Consider the following 17,016-nt stretch of genomic DNA (forward strand, 5'->3'; position numbering starts at 1 on the left):
CATTGTTGTTCAAACAAGTTAGCGTTCGACGAACGGCAGCTCGTCAAAGGAAAACCACAAAACAATATAATTTTGTTCTGTGCGATGTACGTGCGGGTGGCTTCGGCAAGTTGACCTGAGACGAGTCGCGTCGCACGGGACCTGTAGGCAAGGAAGTACAAGAAAGGCGAAGGAGGTAAGCGATGGTAGGCATCATTTTGGCAAGCCACGGCGGGCTCTGCACGGGCATCAAGGAGTCGGGACAGATGATCTTTGGTCCCCAGGAGAGCGTCGAGGCGGTCGCCCTGACCCCCGACATGGGGCCGGACGACTATCACGCCAAGCTGCTCGAAGCGGTCGCTAAGCTCGAAGACCAGGACCACGTCCTGTTCCTGGTCGACCTCTGGGGAGGCACTCCCTTCAACCAGACCTCGCGTCTGCTTGAGGAGGAGGGCAAGGAGGATTGGGTCGCGGTGACCGGCCTCAGCCTGCCCATGCTCGTCTCGGCGTATGGCTCCCGCATGGCGGCCGAGACCGCAGCCGACGTGGCCAAGGAGATCTATCCCGAGGCCAAGGGCGGCGTCAAGGTCAAGCCCGAGTCCCTGCAGCCCGCGGAGGCCGTCGCGGCCGCGCCGACTCCCGCAGCCGCCCCCATGGGCGCCATCCCCGAGGGGACGGTCCTGGGCGACGGCCACATCAAGTTCGTGCTCGTGCGCGTCGACACCCGCCTGCTCCACGGCCAGGTCGCCACGACCTGGACCAAGATGACCGGTCCCGACCGCATCATCGTGGTATCCGACGACGTCTCGAAGGACCAGCTCCGCAAGACGATGATCGTCCAGGCGGCGCCTCCGGGAGTCAAGGTGCACGTCGTTCCCGTCCAGAAGATCATCGACGTCGCCAAGGACCCGCGCTTCGGCGCCACCAAGGCGATGCTCCTCTTCGAGACCCCGCAGGACCTGCTCCGCGCGGTCGAGGGCGGCGTCGACATCAAGAAGGTCAACCTCGGCTCCATGGCCCACTCGGTGGGCAAGGTCGTCGTGACCAACGCCATCGCCATGGGCGAGGACGACGTCGAGACGCTCGAGAAGCTCGCCGGCCACGGCATCGAGTTCGACGTGCGCAAGGTGCCCGCCGATTCCGCCGAGCCCTTTGACGCCATCATGAAGAAGGCAAAGTCCGAGCTTGCCGCCCAGACCAAGTAAGAAGGAGGGAATATGTCGCCAATCACGATCCTGCTCGTCGTCATCGTCGCGTTCTTCGCGGGCATGGAAGGCATCCTCGACCAGTGGCAGTTCCACCAGCCGCTCGTCGCCTGCACCCTTATCGGAATCGTCACGGGATATCCCACCGAGGGCATCCTCCTGGGCGGCTCGCTCCAGATGATCGCCCTTGGCTGGGCCAACATCGGCGCCGCCGTCGCGCCTGACGCGGCCCTGGCCTCCGTCGCCTCCGCCATCATCATGGTGCTCGCCCTCTCGGGCGGCAGCGCCGACTCCACCACGGCCGTCAACGCCTCCATCGCGCTGGCCATCCCCCTGTCGGTCGCCGGCCTCTTCCTCACGATGATCGCCCGCACGCTGGCCACCGGCATGGTCCACGCCATGGACCAGGCCGCCGAGCGCGCCGACTTCGGCGCCATCGAGCGCTGGCAGTTCGCCGGCATCATCATGCAGGGCCTGCGCATCGCCATCCCGGCGGCCGCGCTCTGCGTCATCCCCGCCGAGGCCGTGACCAACGCCCTCAACGCCATGCCCGCATGGCTGTCCGGCGGCATGGCCGTCGGCGGCGGCATGGTCGCCGCCGTGGGCTACGCCATGGTCATCAACATGATGGCCACCAAGGAGGTCTGGCCCTTCTTCGCCCTGGGCTTCGTCCTCGCCGCCATCAGCCAGCTCACGCTCATCGCCCTCGGCGCCATCGGCGTCTCCCTCGCCCTGATCTACCTCGGCCTCAAGGAGCTTGCCACCCAGGGTGGCGGTGCCGGCGGCTCGGGCGACCCTCTCGGCGACATCCTGAACAACTACTAGGCCCCAAGGGAGTGTGAAGACAAATGGCAGAAGAGAAGATCACGCTCAGCGCCAAAGACCGCAAGGCGGTCGCGTGGCGCCACCAGTTCCTCCAGGGCTCCTGGAACTACGAGCGCATGCAGAACGGCGGATGGTGCTACTCCATCATCCCGGCCATCAAGGCCCTGTATCCCAACAAGGATGACCAGGTCGCAGCCCTCAAGCGCCACCTGGAGTTCTATAACACCCACCCGTACGTCTCCTCCCCGGTCATGGGCGTCACCCTGGCGCTCGAGGAGGGCCGCGCCAACGGCGACCCCATCGACGACGCCACCGTCCAGGGCGTCAAGGTCGGCATGATGGGACCGCTGGCCGGCGTCGGCGACCCCGTGTTCTGGTTCACCGTGCGCCCCATCCTGGGTGCCCTCGGTGCCTCCCTGGCGCTCTCGGGCAACATCCTGGGACCCATCCTGTTCTTCGTCCTCTGGAACGTCATCCGCCTCGCGTTCGAGTACTACACGCAGGAGTTCGGCTACAAGGCCGGCGCCTCCATCGCGCAGGACCTCTCGGGTGGCATGCTGGGCAAGATCACCGAGGGCGCTTCCATCCTCGGCATGTTCATCATCGGCTCGCTGGTCGAGCGCTGGGTGTCCATCTCGTTCACCCCGATCGTCTCGAAGATCCCGCAGCAGGCCGGCGCCTACATCGACTGGGCCAACCTGCCTGCCGGCGCCGAGGGCGTCAAGACCGCCCTCCTGCAGTACAGCGCCCTGGGCGTCAACGGCCTTGACGCGACCAAGGTGACCACCCTCCAGCAGAACCTCGACCAGCTCATCCCCGGCCTCGCCGCCGTGCTGCTGACCCTGCTCTGCTGCAAGCTGCTGAAGAAGAACGTCTCGCCCATCGCGATCATCCTCGCGCTGTTCGCCTTCGGCATCGTCGGCCGCGTCTGCGGCTTCATGTAGGAAGCACGCCCGCGACGGCGGGCGTGACGCTCGACGCGAGGGGCCGCGCCTAGTAGGCTGTGGGAGGCAGGGAGCCTTCCCAGCCGAGGGGCGGGTCCCTCTTGCTTGGCACCGGAACGCATCGGGACGCCCATCGCAGCGGGCGTCTTGTTGGCACTGGAACGCATGGTTTGGCGGACGCCCCGGGTGCCGCCACGAATAGACCCCGACCGATCGGAGCCCGAAGATGGCGCAATCGCAGAACAGCAGCGTGGACCTCGCCGTGCGCGCGACCTCCTACCATGGGCTCGCCACCTACGGGAACCTCATGGTGGGCAACAAGGCGATCGAGTTCTACAACGAAAAGAACGCCGAGGACTACGTCCAGATTCCCTGGGGCGAGGTGGACCACGTCGCCGCGTCCGTGATGCTGGGTGGCAGGTGGATCTCGCGCTTCGCGGTGTTCACGAAGACGAACGGCAGCTTCTCATTCTCCACGAGGGACAACAAGGCAACGCTGCGCGCGATGCGGCCGTACGTGGGGGAGGACCGTCTCGTGAGGTCACCGAGCTTCCTGGACGTGGTCGGGCTAGGCATGCGGCGCCTGTTCAGGGACGTCACCGGGAAGTAGCGCCGTCACGCGTCGCATGGGCGTGCGGGCGGGCGGCTGCGCCTCTCGCCTTCGTCGCGCACGCGCCAACGCACGCTCAGTCTCACCGTGCACGCGCCAACGCACGCGTCGTCTTGTCGCTCACGCCAAAGCGCACATCTGGCGCGTCGTCCACGCCGTTGCGCACGCCCGCCTCACCGTGCACGCTCCAACGCACACGCGCCTCGGCGTTTGCCCAGTTGCCGCCTTGGGAGCTTGTGCGTTCGAGCGTGGAGGATTCACGCGTCGTGCGTTCGAGCGTGGAGAACGCTCGCGGCGTGCGTGACGACGTGCGCGGTGGTGCGGGACGTGCTCGGCTACGTGCATGATGGCGCCGCAGCGTGCGCGGCTACGTGCATGGTGGTGCTGCGGTGTGCGTGACGGCATGCCGGGCGAGTGGCGCGTGCGCCAGGCTGCGCCGCGACGGCGCCCCAACTGTCGCGATGCCAACTGTTGGCTGTGTGAAGCCCCAGGCAGGAGCATCTGCCGACAGCCTGCCCTGCGCTATACTGCCTGCGCATATGACTAAGAGCCCGCGCCTCGCGCTTGCGGGCGCAGGCGAGAAGGAGAGACACGTGGCAACCATCAGCACCGCAGACTTCAAGAACGGCATGGGCCTCAAGATCAACGGCAAGTACTACACCCTCGTCGAGTTCCAGCACGTCAAGCCCGGCAAGGGCGGCGCCTTCGTCCGCTACACCATCAAGGACCTCAAGAGCGGCAAGACCATCAACAACCAGACGGTCAACGCCGGCACCAAGTTCGAGAGCGTCCAGCTCATCACCCGCGAGATGCAGTACCTCTACAACGACGGCGTCGCCTACGTCTTCATGGACAACGAGTCGTACGAGCAGATCCCCGTCGACCCCTCCTACATCGGCGACAACGCCCAGTGGCTCAAGGAGAACGACACCTGCCAGCTCCTCTACGCCGACACCGAGCTCCTGGGCGTGAACCCGCCCATGTTCATCGAGGTCGAGATCACCGAGACCGACCCCGGCTTCAAGGGCGACACCGTCCAGGGCGGCACCAAGCCCGCCACCATCGAGACCGGCGCAACCATCCAGGTCCCCATGTACCTAAACCAGGGCGAGGTCATCAAGGTCGACACCCGCGACGGCAAGTTCGTCTCGCGCGTCTAGCGCCCCCAGGCATGTCCCCTTCGGGACCCGCGTGCGAGCGGCACGTGGGTCCCGCGCTTTAGGGCCGGGACCGCGCGTTGGCTTCCATGTCCGGCATGCCCGTGTCCGACCGGGCACCCGTCCTGCCCGCGCGAACGGCGTGCCGGCGTCGTGTCCCCGCGGCGGCTTCGTGGGCGACGGCACCCGGCCATGCCCAACGTCTATACTGGTCCCGTGAGCGTCGCAAACGGATTCGACGGAGCGTCCCTCCCGAAAGGACTTCCCATGGCAGACAGCGAACTCTTCATCTCCGGAATCGGCATCTCGCGGAACGTCGTCTCGACCATCGTCACCCTGGCGGCCGAAAAGGTCGAGGGCGTCGTGCGCGTGGGCGGCAACGACATCGCCTCCAGCCTGGTCTCCGTCTTCACCCGCAGCAGCGTTCCCGCGGCGCAGGCCGTCGAGTCCAGCGTCGAGGACGACGAGCTCAGGGTCTCCGTCCACCTGGCCGTCTTCTACGGGTACCCCTTCACCCAGCTCGCCGCCGCCGTTCGCGAGGCCGTCGCCGCCGCCATCACCGAGCAGGTCGGCGTCCAGGTCGCGGCGGTCGACGTCTGCATCGACAGCCTCGTATTTCCCAAGGAGTAGCGTTGTCCAACATGCACTTCGGTCCGCGCACCACTGCGCGCAGCCAGGCCCTGCAGCTTCTGTTCCAGGCCGAGGCCACTGGCCGCACGGTCTATGAGGTCCTCGAGGGCGACTACTCGCTCTCGGACGGCCCCCTCGACCCCTTCGGCGAGCGCCTCGCGCGCGGGGCGGACGACATGCGCTCCGACCTCGACGCCGTCATCGACGCGACCTCCTCCAACTGGAGGCTCTCGCGCATGCCCGCCGTCGACCGCAACCTCCTGCGCATCGCCCTGTACGAGATGCTCGAGGTCGACGAGGTCGCGACCGCCGTGGCAATCGACGAGTCCGTCGAGCTGGCGAAGGCCTATGGCACCGACGAGTCCTCGCGCTTCGTGAACGGCCTTCTCGGCCGCGTCGCCTCTCGCATGGAGGCGGGTCGCGACGTGGTCGCGGACGCCCATGAGGAACTCTCCCGCCGCGCGGAGGAGGAACGCCGACATGCCGAGGCAGCGGACGCCGAGCGTGCGGAGGCTGTAGAGGCGGAGGACGAGGGTGGCCCCGACCGGGCCGACTCCGGCGAGGCCGATGCCCGGCCAGGCGAGAACGGCGTCGACTCCGAGGCTGCGGCTGAGCCCCAGCCGGAGGCTCCTACGGAGTCCGAGGTCCCCGAACCCCAGACCGTCGAGGCAGAGTAGGCCATGGCGAAGCCGGACACCTCCGCGTACGAGTCCTTCGAGGACATCAGCGGACGCCTCGACCAGATCATAGACCTGGTCCGTGACAAGGAGACCTCCCTCGAGCGCTCGCTCGACCTCTTCGACGAGGCCATAGCCCTGGGCTCCAAGGCGGTGGACCTGGTCGACGCGACGGACTTCTCCGCGCGCGAGCAGGCCCAGCTTGCCGATTCCCACGCGCCCCAGGCGGCGGGTGACGGGCAGGCAGAGCCGACCACCAGCGGGGACTAGCATGGGCCGGGGCCGTCGCCGCCTTGACCAGCTCCTGGTGGAGAGGGGCCTCTTCTCCAACGCGCAGGACGCCCTGCGCTCCATCCTCGCGGGCGACGTCAGCACCAGCGACCGGAGGCTCGACCATGCCGGCGAGCTCCTCGCGCCCGACGCGCCCCTCCACGTGAGGGGTCACATCGCCTACGTGGGCCGCGGCGGCCTCAAGCTCGAGCGCGGCCTCGACGCCTTCGGGGTCGACCCAACCGGGCTCGCCTGCCTGGACGTGGGCTGCTCGACCGGTGGCTTCACCGACTGCCTGCTCAAGCGCGGCGCCGCGAGCGTGCTCTCCGTGGACGTGGGCTACGCGCAGTTCGACTGGACGCTGCGCCAGGACCCCCGCGTCACCCTCCTCGAGCGCACCAACATCGTGGACGTCCCCTCGCCCGAGCGCGCGGGGCGTGTCGACCTCGCGGTCTGTGACGTCTCGTTCACCTCAGTCACGACCGTGCTGCCCGCCGTGTGCGAGCTCCTCTCGCCCGAGGGCTCCTTCCTCACGCTGGTCAAGCCACAGTTCGAGGCCGCGCGCTCCCAGGTGGGGGAGGGCGGCGTCGTGGGCGACCCCGGGGTATGGCTTTGGGCGCTTGCCAAGGTCGCCTCCGCCTTCGAGGAGAGGGGCCTCGCCCCTCGTGGCTGCTGCGCGAGCCCCATCGCCGGACACAAGGGCAACAGGGAGTTCCTGCTGCTGGGCACGCGCGGCACGTCGCCTGCGGAGCTGGACCTCGCCGGCGTCGTTGCCGAGACGGCGCGCGCCGCCGGCGTCGCGTGGGACGCGCCGGGCACGCGGCACGCCGACCGCGCGCCCGGTCCCGGCGCGACTGGATAGGCGCTCCGGCTCCGTGCTACACTCTTGCAAAGACCGAACACGCGTTCCAAATGAGGGGTGTCAAGGATGAAGGTGCTGCTCGTTCCCAACTACTCCCGTCCCGAGGCCGTGGAGGGCGCCAGCCGCCTTGCGGCGTGGCTCGAGGGGGAGGGCGTCGAGCTGCAGTGGGCCCACGACAAGAAGCTCTTCCCCGGTCGCGTGGTGAGCACCGAGGGCGTGGACCTGGTCGTCTCGCTCGGAGGCGACGGAACGCTGCTGAGGGCGGCACGCATCGTGGGCTACCAGGAGATACCCCTCCTCGGTCTCTCGTACGGGCACCTGGGCTTCCTCACGGCGGGCGGCCCATCCAACATGATCGAGACGGTGGCGAACGCCCTCGCGGGCGAGCTCCACGCGTCCCATCGCGCGACCCTGGACATCGAGGTCGAGTTCGAGCTGCCGGACGGCAGCATAGAGTCGAAGCGCTCCTTCGCGCTCAACGACCTCTCGCTCACGCATGGCGTGAGGGGGGACATGATCGAGTTCGACGTGGCGGTCTCGGGGCACCACATCGAGCGCCTGAGGGGGGACGGCTTCGTGGTGGCGACGGCCACCGGGTCCACGGGCTACGCCCTCGCGGCGGGCGGGCCCATCGTCACGCCGGAGTTCTCGGGCATGGTCTGCGTGCCCGTGGCGCCGCACTCCATCAGGGCCCGCGCCTTCCTCACGGCGCCCTCCGACGTCGTGGAGATCGCGATCAGCCCCGAGCGCCATGCCGAGCGCCTCTTCTTCTCCGACGGACAGCCCATGGACTGCGGCCCGCGCGGCGTGCGCGCCACCGTGAGGCGCGGCCCGGGCGACATCATCCTCCTGGACCGCAGCTCGAAGAGCTTCTACCAGTCGGTCTCGCGCGTGTTCTACGGGGAGAACCGCTGATGATCGACCAGCTCCACGTGCAGGACGTGGCGCTCATCCACGACGCCACCATCGAGCCCGCGGCGGGCCTCACCGTCCTCACGGGCGAGACGGGCACGGGCAAGTCCGCGCTGCTCTCGTCCATCAAGCTGCTCATGGGCGAGCGGGCGGACGCCGGCGCCGTGCGCGAGGGGAGCGACTGCCTGGTCGTCGAAGGCAGGCTCTTCCTCACGGGCGGCGATGGGGACGGCGTCGTGGTGAGGCGCCAGGTCGAGTCGAGCGGCCGCGGCAGGGTGCAGCTGGACGGCCGCATGGCCTCGGTGCGAGAGCTCGCCGAGGGGGTGGGCTCGAGCATCGACCTCTGCGGGCAGCACGAGCACCAGAGGCTCCTCCAGGTGGCAAGCCACGTCGACCTCCTGGACGGCTGGGCGGGGGAGGGCGTGACGAGCGCGCGGGAGTCCTACGCGCAGGCTCTCAGGGACGCCCGCGCCGCGAAGGCGGAGCTCGAGCGCGTGGTCGAGATGAGCCGCTCCGCGGAGGAGCGCGTGGACGAGGCCTCCTTCGTCCTCAGGCGCATAGACGAGGTGGGGCCCGCGGAGGGGGAGCTCGAGGAGCTCGAGCAGCAGCTCCCCATGGCGGAGCACTCGGAGTCCCTGCTCAGGGCGGCCGGAGGGGCGCACGAGTCCATCCTGGGGGACGAGGGCGTCTCTGACGCGCTCGCCTCCGCGGTGTCCGAGCTCAGGGACGCGGCGGCCTACGACGAGCGGCTCGAGGGCTTTGCCTCCCGGCTCGAGTCCAGCCTCATCGACGTGGAGGACGTGGCCTCGGAGCTCAGGCGCTACCGCGACTCCCTCGACTTCGACCAGGACTCGCTCGAGCGCATGCAGGCGCGGATGTCCCAGCTCCAGGGGCTCCTGCGCAGCTACGGCCCGCGCATGGAGGACGTCCTCGAGCGGCGCCGCAAGGCCGCGGAGCTCGTGGACGCGGCCCGCGACGGCAGCGGGCTCGTCGCCCGCGCGCAGGAGGCGCTCGACGCCGCCGAGGCGGAGCTCGCGCGGCGCGCCGATGCCCTCGACGGGCTGCGCGCCGCCGCGGCGCCCGAGCTCTCCCGCGCCGTCTGCGAGCAGATGGCCTACCTCGAGATGGGGACGGCGCGGCTCGAGGTGGCCCTGAGGAGGCTGCCGCGCGCCCAGTGGACCTCCGCGGGGGCCAGCTCGGTCGAGCTCATGTACCGCCCCGCCGAGGGACTGGCGGCGCGCCCCCTCAAAAGGATCGCCTCCGGCGGCGAGGTCAGCCGCGTCATGCTCGCCTGCAAGGTGGTCCTGGGCGAGGCGGACGGCACGGAGACGCTCGTCTTCGACGAGGTGGACGCGGGCGTGGGCGGAAGCACCGCCGTCGCCCTGGCGCAGGTCCTCGCCCGTCTCGCCCGCAGCCACCAGGTCATCGTCGTGACCCACCTGGCGCAGGTGGCGGTCATGGCGGAGCGCCACTACCTGGTGTCGAAGAGCGAGGGCGCGCTCCCGCAGACCACGATCCGCCCCATCGAGGGGGAGGAGCGCGTCGTCGAGGTCGCCCGCATGCTCTCGGGCGACGCGAGCGAGGCGTCCCTCGCCCACGCCCGGCAGATGCTCGAGGCCGCGGCCGCGGGACGGGCCCGTTAGCCGCAGCCCCTCTCGCCTGCGTTCGCGCTTTGTGAAAAATCCTCCATAGGCCCGACGGGCGTACCACCCGTCGTACAATCGAGTCCCGTGGATAAGTCACATCGACTCGTTGCGGGAGGCCCAATCTTATGACCAAGCACATATTCGTCACCGGTGGCGTCGTCTCTTCCCTGGGGAAGGGCATCTGCGCCGCCTCTCTGGGAAGGCTCCTCAAGGCCAGGGGCTACAAGGTCATGATGCAGAAGGCCGACCCCTACCTCAACGTCGACCCGGGCACCATGAGCCCCTTCCAGCACGGCGAGGTCTTCGTCACCGAGGACGGCAAGGAGACCGACCTCGACCTGGGCCACTACGAGCGCTTCATCGACGAGAACCTCACCCGCGAGTCCAACTTCACCACCGGCGCCATCTACCAGTCGCTCATCTCGCGCGAGAGGGCCGGGGACTTCCTGGGCGGCACCGTGCAGGTCGTCCCCCACGTCACCAACGCCATCAAGGAGCGCTTCCTGCGCGTCGAGGAGCAGACCTCTGCCGACGTGGTGATCACCGAGCTCGGCGGCACCATCGGCGACATCGAGGGCCAGCCCTTCGTCGAGGCCATCAGGGAGTTCCGCAAGGAGAAGGGCGTGGGCAACTGCGTCGTGATCCACGTGAGCCTGGTGCCCTACATCGCCGCGGCCCACGAGGTCAAGACCAAGCCCACGCAGCACTCCGTGAAGGAGCTGCGCTCCATGGGCATCCAGCCCGACTTCATCGTCTGCCGCTCCGACCACGAGGTCGACGCCTCCATCCGCGCCAAGATCGCGAGCTTCTGCGACGTCGCCGAGGACTGCGTCTTCGAGAACTCCGACTGCCCCTCGATCTACGACGTGCCGGCGCACCTCGCCGAGCAGGACTTCGACCTCAAGGTGCTCGAGCGCCTGGGCCTCGAGCCCCGCGAGCGCGACCTGGCCGACTGGGGCCGCTTCACCGACGCCATGCACGAGGCCAACCGCCGCGAGGACGTCGTCACCGTCAAGGTCGTGGGCAAATACACCCAGCTGCCCGACGCCTACCTCTCCATCATCGAGGCCCTTCACCACTCGGGCGTCTTCTATGGGCGTCACGTGCGGATCGACCTGGTGGACGGCGAGGAGCTCGACGAGTCCAACGCGGACGAGGTCCTGGGCGGCGCCGACGGCATCCTGGTCCCCGGCGGCTTCGGCCTGCGCGGCATAGAGGGCAAGATCCTCTCGGCCCACCGCGCCCGCACGCAGCTCGTCCCCTACCTGGGCGTGTGCCTGGGCCTACAGGTGGCGGTCTGCGAGTTCGCGCGCAGCGTCTGCGGCATGCTTGGGGCGACCTCGACCGAGTTCGTCCCCGACGCCGAGTATCCCGTGATCGACCTCATGCCCGACCAGGAGGACGTGACCGAGAAGGGCGGCACCATGCGTCTGGGTGCCTATCCCTGCAAGCTGGGCGAGGGGAGCCTCGCCCGCGAGGCCTACGGGGAGGAGCTCGTCTACGAGCGCCATCGCCACCGCTTCGAGGTCAACAACGCCTATCGCGCCAGGCTCGAGGCGGCCGGCCTTCGCCTGAGCGGGTTCTCGCCCGACGAGCGCCTGGTCGAGATGGTCGAGCTCCCCGAGGACGTGCACCCCTGGTTCGTGGCGATCCAGGCTCACCCCGAGTTCAAGAGCCGCCCGACCAGCCCGGCACCGCTCTTCCGCGAGTTCGTGCGTGCCGCGATCGCCCACCACGAGGGCTGCGGCCGTCTTGCCGTCGAACCCCTGCACGCAGGGGCCAAGGAGGCGTAGTTTGGCCGCGAGCCTCGACAGGGCCTGCCGGGACTACCTTGCCTACCTTGCCATCGAGCGAGGCAGCTCACGCAACACGATCCAGTCCTACGGGCGCGACCTCGACCGCTACCTGGCCTTCCTGGCCAAGCGCGGCGTGGTCGCGCCCGACGACGTGACGAGGGAGGACGCGGAGGCGCACGTGAGGGAGCTCCACGAGATGGGACTCGCCTCCTCCTCGGTGCAGAGGGCGGCCTCGGCCATGAAGGGCTTCCATCGCTTCATGGTGGCCGAGCAGATCTGCGAGAACCACCCCACCGCGGACCTCGCGCTGCCCAGGAAGCCCGAGCGCCTGCCGGACGTCATATCGCGCGAGGACGCGGCACGCCTCCTCGACGAGCCCTTCCGCGTGGACCCCAGGCCCAAGGCGCGCCAGACGGGCGAGCCCGACCGCAGCAACGTGGCCGCCTTCCGGCGCGACAAGGCCATCCTGGAGCTGCTCTATGGCTGCGGCCTGCGCGTCTCCGAGCTCTGCGGCCTGGACCTGAGGGACGTGCTCCTGGACGAGGAGCTGCTCAGGGTCATGGGCAAGGGCTCCAAGGAGCGGGTCGTGCCGGTACTGGGAACGGCGGCGCGGGCCCTCGCCAGCTACCTCGAGGAATGGCGGCCCCTGCTCGCCGCGCACGGCCGGCCGGGACCGGCCGTGTTCCTGAGCCAGAGGGGGAGCCGCATCACGCGCCAGGCGGTGCACGCGCTCGTCGAGCGCTACGGCCGCATGGTGGGGATCGAGGGACTCCACCCCCACACGCTGAGGCACAGCTACGCGACGCACCTGCTCGAGGGGGGCATGGACCTGAGGATGGTCCAGGAGCTCCTGGGGCACGCGTCGGTCTCGACCACCCAGCTCTACACGCACGTCGACCGCACCCACGTGCGCATGGCCTACCTCCAGGCCCATCCGAGGGCCGGCCTGCGGGAGGGGTAGTCGCGCTGGAGCGCCTGGCAGGGGGGTGGCGTCGGGGCATGCGCTGCGCGGTGAGGCAGGTTTGTCGGTGGTTCCCCTCCCCAGAAGTGCCGACAAGCGGGCTGTTCTGGCCATAAGCGTGTCATTGCCGGCCGTTTGTCGGTGGCTTCCTTCTCCAAAAGTGCCGACAAGTGGGCTGTCCTGGACGTGAGCGTGCCATGTCGGCCCGTTTGTCGGTGGTTCCCCTCTCCAAAACTGCCGACAAGCGAGAGAGTCTGCCTTCTTGCCTGCCTTCCTGCTTGTGCCGCGGCTCCGGCACCGCCCAGCCCCTACGCCGCCCGGCCCCCGTCCGCACTCCACTCCACACCTCGTCCCACCGAGGCCGCAGGCTCCTCTCGTCTGAAAAAAACACCCTATCTGACCTGCGAAGATGCATTCTACCAGCAGATTCACAGGTCCTACACAACTTGCCATGCGAACTTGTGCCCAGAACGGGCGTTCCCACGATATGTGGGGCATGGCCCAGACTCCGGGTCCGCTCAGCCCAAAATGTGGTGCCTTCGGTGTACCAAAGTGGAGGGAAGTGTTGCGAAAGGGGGCGGATGACCTATTATTAGTCTCACGTTTTCGAGGGGGGACTCCCTGCGAGCAGAGAGGGGAGGGGGACATGTACCTGACTGGCAGCTACCAGCACAACCTGGATGCCAAGTCTCGTGTCACGCTTCCCGCCCCGTTCCGCAAGCAGTTCGAGGAGCAGGTGTGCCTCGTCCCCGTCGGAGACGCGATCTATGGCTTCACCCCCCAGAGCCACCAGGCGTGGATCGAGAGCTTCTTCCCCGACGGGTTCGACCCACGCAGCAGGAGGGACGACAAGCTCCGCAGGGCGCTCTCGTCGAAGACCGTCACGGTCGACGTCGACTCCGCAGGACGCGTGGCGCTCGGCAAGATCGGCGCCGGGTGCCTCGAGAAGTGCGGCATCGAGCGCGAGGTCGTGATCGTTGGCAACATCGACCACCTCGAGATCTGGGACGCGTCCCGCTTCGGCCAGGAGATGGACGAGCTCGACGAGGACCTCGACGCGCTCATGTTCCGCGACTAGGCGCAGGCGGGGAGGGCGAGCCACTTGACAGGCGAATATCGGCACGTGCCCGTGATGCTCGAGGAGGTCATCCGCGAGCTGGACCCCAAGCCAGGCGAGGTCGTCTGCGACTGCACCCTGGGGGGCGCCGGCCACTCCGTGGAGTTGGCCCGGCTCGTCCAGCCCGACGGCCTATCGATTGGCATCGACCAGGACGACATGGCCCTCGCCGCGGCCACCGAGCGCTTCGAGCGCGAGGTCCCCGGCGCGGACCGGCGCTTCCTCAAGGGGAACTTCGGCCAGCTCGACGAGCTTTTGGTCGAGGCGGAGGTTCCCGGGGTCGACTGCTTCCTCTTCGACATCGGGGTATCGTCACCCCAGCTCGACATCCCAGAGAGGGGCTTCTCGTACCATGAGGACGCCCCGCTAGACATGCGCATGGACCCGGGCAACAACACCCAAACCGCAGCAGAGGTCATAAACAACTACACCGAAGCAGACCTCGCCCGGGTTCTCCGCGTATATGGGGACGAGAGGTTCGCCGCGCGCATCGCGCGGCAGGTCGTCCGCACGAGGGAGAAGGCGCCCATCCTCACCACCCTCCAGCTCGTAGAGGTGGTCAAGGCCGCGATTCCCGCGGCGGGGAGGCGCCACGGGGGGCATCCGGCGCGCAAGACCTTCCAGGCCCTGCGCATCGAGGTGAACCACGAGCTGGACGTCCTGGACCAGGGCCTTAGGGCCGCCGTCCGCTGGGCGAATCCGGGTGGCAGGATCTGCGTGATCTCGTACCACTCCCTCGAGGACCGCGTCGTGAAGCACGCCTTCGCGGAGCTCTCGCAGGGGTGCACATGTCCGCCGGAGCTTCCGGTGTGCGTGTGCGGTCACGTGCCGATACTCGAGGTCAGGACCAGGAAGCCCCTCGTGGCGAGCGAGGGGGAGATCGAGCGCAACCCGCGGTCGCGGAGCGCGCTCATGCGCGTGGCGGTCAAGCTCGACGCCTAGCGCCCGAAGGCAACACCGGCCCTAGGGCCGCTTGCATGGCACCACCGTGGCACGACGCAGCAGCACGTAGCACCAACGCAGCAGAATCGCAGCTCAGACGCAGCACAAACGCACGAGCGGGCGGAGGCGGGCCGCAAGGCCCGCCGACTCCGCGTCAGAAAAAGGGGTAGGGCATGAGGTACGCAGGGTCCGAGGCATACAGCCTCGACGCCAACGAGGGGAGGCGCCGCCTCGACGAGCGCGGCCACGCGCCCTTCGAGGTCGTCGAAGGCGGCGGCCTGGACGCCCGCGCGCGTCGCGGCGTCTCGAGCCAGTTCGTCGCGGCCTTCCGCGTCACCCTCTGCCTCATCGCGGCCGTCTTCGTCCTGGGGGGCAGCAGGGTCCTCATCTCCACCGCGACCGTCCGCGTCCTCGAGGCCAACTCGGGCATCTCCCAGAGCATCGAGGAGGCCAAGGTCGCCAACGAGAACCTCCAGATCGTGTGCTCGTCGCTCTGCCGCTCCTCTCGCATAGACCGCATCGCCACCCAGAACTACGGCATGGTCTTCGCCACCAGCACCGACACCATCCAGGTGGACGACCAGAACCAGAACCAGGGCCAGGACGCCTCGCAGCAGGAGGGCGAGCCTTCTGCAGATGATGCGCAGCACTCGGACGAGGCGGGGTCGGCTGCCTCGGAGTCCTAGACTCTTCGCCGTGGACAGACGCAACGAACAGAGCCGCCTAGTGCGGACGGGAGCGAGAGGCGCCTCGTACGACGTGGCGTCCCGGCGCGGTAGGAACGACGGCTTCGGGCCCGACGACGGCTTCGAGGGCGTCGCCCGCCCCTTGTTCGTGGTGCTCGCCGCCCTCGTCGCGGTGGTCGCCCTGCGTCTCGTCTGGCTGCAGGTCATACAGGGTCCCAGCCTCGCGGCCTCCGCCGCAGCCCAGCGCACCAACGTGGTGGCGGTGCACGCGCGCCGCGGCACCATCTACGACCGTGACGGCAACGTCCTGGCCATGAGCCAGGCCTGCAAGACCATCTACTGCAACCCCCAGAAGGTCAACGACCCCAATGGGGCGGCCCGCATCCTGGCCGAGAAGCTGGGGGGCGAGGCAAGCAGCTACCTCGCGACGCTCAGGGGCGACTCCAGCTTCTCCTACGTGCGCCGCCAGGTCGACACGGACAAGGCCAAGGAGGTCGAGGACAGCCTCAGGGACGCCAAGGCGAACGGCATCTACTTCCTCGATGACGTCAAGCGCGTCTACCCCTACGGCGCCGTGGGCAGCCAGGTCCTGGGCATCGTGGGCACGGACGGGGACGGCCTCTCGGGCCTGGAGCTCTATTACGACGACGTGCTCAAGGGCACGGACGGCGAGCTCGTCTTCGAGACCGGCTCCAAGGGCACGCCCATAGCCGGCACGTCCGCCCAGGCCTCCACCGCCCAGGACGGCACCGACATCGTCATCTCTCTGGACATCGACGTGCAGGAGGCGGCGGAGAGGACCATCGCCAAGGGCACGGAGGACTTCGACGCGGAATCCGGCTCCGTCATGGTGACGGACCCCAAGACGGGCCAGATCATCGCGGCATGCTCGACGCCCCTCTACGACGTGACGGACACCTCCAAGATCGAGGAGGGCGCCACGAGCCTCAAGCCCGTCTCGTCCTCCTTCGAGCCCGGCTCCATATTCAAGCTCCTCACGACCGCGATTGGCATCGACGACGGGCTCATGGGCACCGAGACCACCTACGACGTCCCCGCCTACCTCAAGGTGGGGGACGACTACGTGAGCGACGACGACGGCCGCGACTACGGCATGGACATGAGCGTCCGCGAGATCCTGCGCCGCTCCTCCAACGCCGGGGCCGCCCTCCTCGCCCAGAACGTGATCGGGGCGGAGCGCTTCTCGGAGGGCATAGCCCGCTTCGGCATCGGCAGCTACACCGGCATCGACTTCCCGGGGGAGGTCCCCGGCCTGGTCAAGACCCTCGACCAGTACGACGGGGCGAGCCTGGGCAGCATGTCCTTCGGCCAGTCGCTGGCCGTGCCTCTGGTCCAGATGGTCAAGGCGGTGGGGGCCCTCGCCGACGGGGGCACCCTCCACGCCCCCCACTTCCTCGTGAGCAAGGGCGGCCAGGAGGCGGAGTGGGGACCCGCGGGGCAGGCCGTCTCGGCCGAGACGGCCTCCGCGGTGACCGACATGATGCGCACCGTGGTCCAGGAGGGGACCGCCGTCCACGCCCAGGTCGAGGGTTACGACGTGGCCGGCAAGACCGGCACCGGCGAGCAGGCAGGCGAGACGGGCGGCTACATCGACTACAGCTACGTGAGCTCGCTCATCGGCTTCGCGCCCGCCTCCGACGCGAAGGTCCTGGTGTACGTGGGTCTCAACGGAACTCCATATCTGGCCTCCGCCTCGGCGGCCCCGCTGTTCTCTACTATCATGGGAGAGGCGCTTTCGGACCTGGGCGTCGCACCCACCAACTAGGTGGCACATCT

The 17,016-nt window shown here is 68.6% G+C and carries 17 protein-coding genes; all 17 read left to right on the top strand.

Annotation, left to right across the window (positions count from 1 at the left end):
* Positions 1-182 precede the first annotated feature (182 nt).
* The 17 genes from HMPREF1868_RS02705 to HMPREF1868_RS02785 all read left to right on the top strand — a co-directional run bounded on the left by HMPREF1868_RS02705 (position 183) and on the right by HMPREF1868_RS02785 (position 17,005).
* Positions 183-1,184, top strand: coding sequence for a PTS sugar transporter subunit IIB (locus tag HMPREF1868_RS02705; RefSeq protein WP_062530118.1), 1,002 nt, complete (start codon positions 183-185; stop codon positions 1,182-1,184).
* Positions 1,185-1,196: 12 nt separating this feature from the next.
* Complete coding sequence (locus HMPREF1868_RS02710; protein WP_009279447.1) at positions 1,197-2,009, top strand: PTS mannose/fructose/sorbose transporter subunit IIC; 813 nt, start codon at positions 1,197-1,199, stop codon at positions 2,007-2,009.
* 23 nt (positions 2,010-2,032) lie between these two features.
* Positions 2,033-2,953, top strand: a complete 921-nt coding sequence (locus HMPREF1868_RS02715; protein WP_062530120.1) for a PTS system mannose/fructose/sorbose family transporter subunit IID — start codon at positions 2,033-2,035, stop codon at positions 2,951-2,953.
* 226 nt (positions 2,954-3,179) lie between these two features.
* Positions 3,180-3,563, top strand: a complete 384-nt coding sequence (locus HMPREF1868_RS02720; RefSeq protein WP_062530122.1) for a DUF956 family protein — start codon at positions 3,180-3,182, stop codon at positions 3,561-3,563.
* Positions 3,564-4,156: 593 nt separating this feature from the next.
* Positions 4,157-4,723: an elongation factor P gene (gene efp / locus HMPREF1868_RS02725; protein ID WP_009279444.1), complete on the top strand. Its 567-nt coding sequence runs from the start codon at positions 4,157-4,159 to the stop codon at positions 4,721-4,723.
* Positions 4,724-4,987: 264 nt separating this feature from the next.
* Entirely contained in the window at positions 4,988-5,350 is a 363-nt protein-coding gene (locus HMPREF1868_RS02730) for an Asp23/Gls24 family envelope stress response protein (RefSeq protein WP_009279443.1), read from the top strand.
* A gap of 11 nt (positions 5,351-5,361) precedes the next feature.
* Positions 5,362-6,027, top strand: a complete 666-nt coding sequence (nusB, locus tag HMPREF1868_RS09955; RefSeq protein ID WP_082719504.1) for a transcription antitermination factor NusB — start codon at positions 5,362-5,364, stop codon at positions 6,025-6,027.
* A gap of 3 nt (positions 6,028-6,030) precedes the next feature.
* Positions 6,031-6,297 carry an exodeoxyribonuclease VII small subunit gene (locus HMPREF1868_RS02740; RefSeq protein WP_062530125.1) on the top strand — a complete coding sequence of 89 codons (267 nt, stop codon included), beginning with the start codon at positions 6,031-6,033 and terminating at the stop codon, positions 6,295-6,297.
* 1 nt (position 6,298) lies between these two features.
* Complete coding sequence (locus HMPREF1868_RS02745; RefSeq protein ID WP_062530126.1) at positions 6,299-7,159, top strand: TlyA family RNA methyltransferase; 861 nt, start codon at positions 6,299-6,301, stop codon at positions 7,157-7,159.
* A gap of 66 nt (positions 7,160-7,225) precedes the next feature.
* Positions 7,226-8,074: an NAD(+)/NADH kinase gene (locus HMPREF1868_RS02750; RefSeq protein WP_062530128.1), complete on the top strand. Its 849-nt coding sequence runs from the start codon at positions 7,226-7,228 to the stop codon at positions 8,072-8,074.
* Positions 8,074-9,714 carry a DNA repair protein RecN gene (locus tag HMPREF1868_RS02755; RefSeq protein WP_062530130.1) on the top strand — a complete coding sequence of 547 codons (1,641 nt, stop codon included), beginning with the start codon at positions 8,074-8,076 and terminating at the stop codon, positions 9,712-9,714. Before HMPREF1868_RS02750 ends, HMPREF1868_RS02755 begins: the two co-directional genes overlap by 1 nt.
* 128 nt (positions 9,715-9,842) lie before the next feature.
* On the top strand, positions 9,843-11,510 hold the full coding sequence (locus HMPREF1868_RS02760; protein ID WP_062530132.1) for a CTP synthase: 1,668 nt from the start codon (positions 9,843-9,845) through the stop codon (positions 11,508-11,510).
* A 1-nt stretch (position 11,511) separates the two neighbouring features.
* Positions 11,512-12,474 carry a site-specific tyrosine recombinase gene (locus HMPREF1868_RS02765; protein WP_062530133.1) on the top strand — a complete coding sequence of 321 codons (963 nt, stop codon included), beginning with the start codon at positions 11,512-11,514 and terminating at the stop codon, positions 12,472-12,474.
* 646 nt (positions 12,475-13,120) lie between these two features.
* Positions 13,121-13,552, top strand: a complete 432-nt coding sequence (locus HMPREF1868_RS02770) for a division/cell wall cluster transcriptional repressor MraZ (protein ID WP_009279434.1) — start codon at positions 13,121-13,123, stop codon at positions 13,550-13,552.
* Positions 13,553-13,576: 24 nt separating this feature from the next.
* The gene (gene rsmH / locus HMPREF1868_RS02775) at positions 13,577-14,533 is read left to right on the top strand and encodes a 16S rRNA (cytosine(1402)-N(4))-methyltransferase RsmH (protein WP_082719491.1); all 957 of its coding nucleotides are present in this window, start codon (positions 13,577-13,579) and stop codon (positions 14,531-14,533) included.
* Positions 14,534-14,706: 173 nt separating this feature from the next.
* Complete coding sequence (locus tag HMPREF1868_RS02780) at positions 14,707-15,219, top strand: FtsB/FtsL family cell division protein (RefSeq protein ID WP_062530139.1); 513 nt, start codon at positions 14,707-14,709, stop codon at positions 15,217-15,219.
* Between the two features lie 73 nt (positions 15,220-15,292).
* Positions 15,293-17,005, top strand: coding sequence for a peptidoglycan D,D-transpeptidase FtsI family protein (locus HMPREF1868_RS02785; RefSeq protein ID WP_231782236.1), 1,713 nt, complete (start codon positions 15,293-15,295; stop codon positions 17,003-17,005).
* Positions 17,006-17,016: the final 11 nt, after the last annotated feature.

Origin of the sequence: Olsenella sp. DNF00959 (assembly GCF_001553055.1) — a bacterium.
Taxonomy (GTDB): domain Bacteria; phylum Actinomycetota; class Coriobacteriia; order Coriobacteriales; family Atopobiaceae; genus Olsenella_I; species Olsenella_I phocaeensis.